General features: G+C 27.3%; 3 protein-coding genes. 2 read left to right on the top strand and 1 reads right to left on the bottom strand.

Annotated elements, in window-relative coordinates; all coding sequences use genetic code 11:
- Window positions 1-1,480, top strand: a 1,480-nt coding sequence (locus ACQCX0_RS01110; RefSeq protein WP_462562273.1) for an ankyrin repeat domain-containing protein, incomplete at its 5' end; no start/stop codon positions are given.
- Between the two features lie 10 nt (window positions 1,481-1,490).
- Window positions 1,491-2,837: an ankyrin repeat domain-containing protein gene (locus ACQCX0_RS01105; protein WP_462562271.1), complete on the top strand. Its 1,347-nt coding sequence runs from the start codon at window positions 1,491-1,493 to the stop codon at window positions 2,835-2,837.
- Between the two features lie 51 nt (window positions 2,838-2,888).
- Here the strand turns inward: ACQCX0_RS01105 and ACQCX0_RS01100 are convergent, their stop codons facing one another.
- Complete coding sequence (locus ACQCX0_RS01100; RefSeq protein WP_462562269.1) at window positions 2,889-3,071, bottom strand: hypothetical protein; 183 nt, start codon at window positions 3,069-3,071, stop codon at window positions 2,889-2,891.
- Window positions 3,072-3,171: the final 100 nt, after the last annotated feature.

Genomic DNA, 3,171 nt, shown 5'->3' with positions numbered 1-3,171 from the left:
TTTTGGAGTAGTGTTTATCTCTGTAAAAACCTATAGAGAAAATAGAGAGTATAAGATCTCTAAAATCTATAGTAATGTAATGGATAATAAGGGCTATCTTGCAGGTAAATATGATGATATCATTGATACTATTCCTAAAATTATACCCAAAGTACTGCCCAAAACAATGCCTAAGATATTAGATTTTCCTAAACCTATCTTACCAAAGGCTCTTATTAAGGATAAACCGGCAGATGTGAAGTATACTGATATAAATGCGGTTGATAATTTAGGGAAAAATATCTTAATGCAGGCAATAGAAAATCAAGAAAGTTTAGAGTTTATTACGACTTTAATAGAGAAAGGGGCAGATGTAAACGTTAAAGATAATAATGGGAATAATTCTTTAATGTATGGGGTATCATTCTCTAATAATATAGAAATTATTAAAGTTATTATTAAAGCAAAAGCTTTGATTAATGCTGTGAATAATAGCGGTAAAACTGCTATAATGTTTGCTGCACAATATAATGATAATAAAGAAATAATTAGCTTGTTAGTAGATGAGCTTGCCAAGGTAGATATTAAAAATGAAGATGGCTTTACAGCTCTAATGTTAGGGGTTACTACTAATAATAGAGTTGAGATAATCAAAGAATTACTCATAGTAGGAAGTAATGTTAATGATAAAGATGAAAACGGATATAATTCATTAATGTTAGCAATAAAATTTAATAAATCTATTGCTATAATAGAAGCTTTAATAAAAGCCGGAGCAACGGTAAATTATAGAGCAAAAGATTCTTATAATTCTTTATTACTTGCGGCTGAATTTCATAATAATACTAAAGTATTAGAATTATTACTTACATTAGGTGTAGATACTGCTGTAAAAACTTCTATACTGCAAACCCCATTAATGTTAGCTGCAAAATCTGAAAATATAACCATGTTAAGATTAATATCAAAAAAGGGATTTAATGATATTAATACCCAGGATAAAAACGGAGATAGTGCTTTATTATTAGCAGCAAAATACAATAAGAACATAAATGGTTTAGCATTTCTTATTAGTGCTAAAGCTAATCTTAATTTGCAAAATCATATGGGGCAGAATGCCCTCATGGTAGCAGCTAAAAATAATAATAATCCTAAGGTTATTAATTATTTATTAAAAGAAAATATAGATATTACAATAAATGATAAACAAGGTTATAATGCTTTAATGTTAGCGGCACAATACAATAATAATTCTGAGGTTATCAAGTTATTATTACAAACGCAGATAAATCCTTTATATAGCAATAGAGCCGGATTTAATGCTTTAATGGCTGCGGCTTTAGGTAATAGCAATCAAGAAGTGCTTAAGGCTTTAATTGCAGTTAAAATAGATGTAAATGCTAAAGATAATAAAGGTTATACAGCAATTGACTATGCCAGGGGTAATTCTAAACTAGTTAATACACCTGTTTATTGGAAATTAAATGATTTAAGCAATTAATATGATAAGTATGTGCAAGACTCTTTTTTTTATAATAAGTTTATTTATAATTGTAGAAAGTTCTCTAGCTTGGGGCAATAGAGAAAGAATTAAATTTGATAATGTAGCTGAATCTAGCATTACTAATGAGAGGTCAAGCAGGAGATCTCCTGATATAAATAAAAGAGCGAACAATGTAGCTGAATCTAGCATTACTAAAGAGAGGTCAAGCAGGAGATCTTCTGATAGAAAAACTAAAAGATCGCAAACTAAAGAAAAAGCCCCTAGCTCGACCAAGAGAAATAAAACTTTACCCATAATTAAAGAAAAAAATAAGGAGTTTGTTTTTGAATTAATTCGTGATAATAACTACTCTACTTTAAAATTTTTAATACAACAGAATGTTAGTGTAATTAATACAACTAATCAACAAGGATTAACTCCTTTATTTTATGCGGTACAGAGATTAGCTAGTAATAAAATTATAGAGTTATTAATTAAATATTCTGATTTAGAAAATACTATTGAGAGTAATCGTAAAAATATTTTAATGTATGCTTTAGAAAATAAGCTTAATCCTGTAGTAATAGTTAAGATTATTACAACAGATATAGATATTAATACTAAAGATGCTGAGGGTAATACTGCTCTACATTATGCAATAATGTATAATGCTTCTACTGCAGTACTACGGCAAATAATTAAAAATGATGCAAGCATCAATGCTTTAAATAATTCAGGAGAAAATGCACTGATTATAGCAGCTAGGTATTCCTCAGGAATTGCTAATATTAATATCTTAATCAAGAATGGTATAGATAGTAAAGCAGTAGATAATATGGGGATATCTCCTATTATTGCAGCGGTTTTTAATAAAAATCCGGAGATTTTAAGATTTTTTATAGGAAAAAGAAAAATCTTTGATATTAATTATCAAAGTCAAACCGGAGGAAATGCCTTAATGTATGCTATTTCTCAGAATAATCTAAGATATGTAAGAAATTTAATTAATGCTAGAATAAATATAGAAACAGCTGATAACAATGGAAAAACCGCCCTAATGTATGCTGCTCAATTATCTACTAATACTGATATTCTAGCATTATTAATTAGATCAAAAGCAAATCCTAATACTATAGACGGTAATGGTAAAACCGCCCTAATGTATGCTACAAGATATAATAGTAATCCTAAAGTATTAGAGTTTTTATTAGCTTTAAAAAATATAGATATTAAGCTAAGGGATAAGAATAATAAAACCGCTTTTGATTATGCTAAATATAATCAAAACATAGCAAAAACAGCTATTTATTGGCAATTAAATAATATGACAATAGGTAATCATAAACCGCAACAGAAATCTAAAACTAGAAGATAAGCATCTTATTTTTAATAAAATTACTTAGCAAAGAATCGTTTATAAGGCATATTATATATCTTTATTACGATCTTTTAGATAATTTACTAAAAAGTAATTAGTAAGATATTGTTCACAAATTGTATGAGTAAGAATTAACACTTTATCATCTAAAGAGTTAGAGTTATTAATCTTTTCTAAAAAATTAAGTTCTTGTTTCTCCAAAAGTTTAATAAACTCATTAATATTATGCATTAGATTCTCCCCATGATTACATTAATACTTATAGTGTATAATAATTTCTTTACTTAATTACGCTATTTTCTTATTATTATAAATAATATGTATTATAATT

The sequence above is a fragment of the Candidatus Hepatincolaceae symbiont of Strigamia maritima genome, from assembly GCF_055505085.1.
Note: the sequence above shows the minus strand (reverse complement) of the source record. Positions and strands in the feature narration are given on the sequence as shown.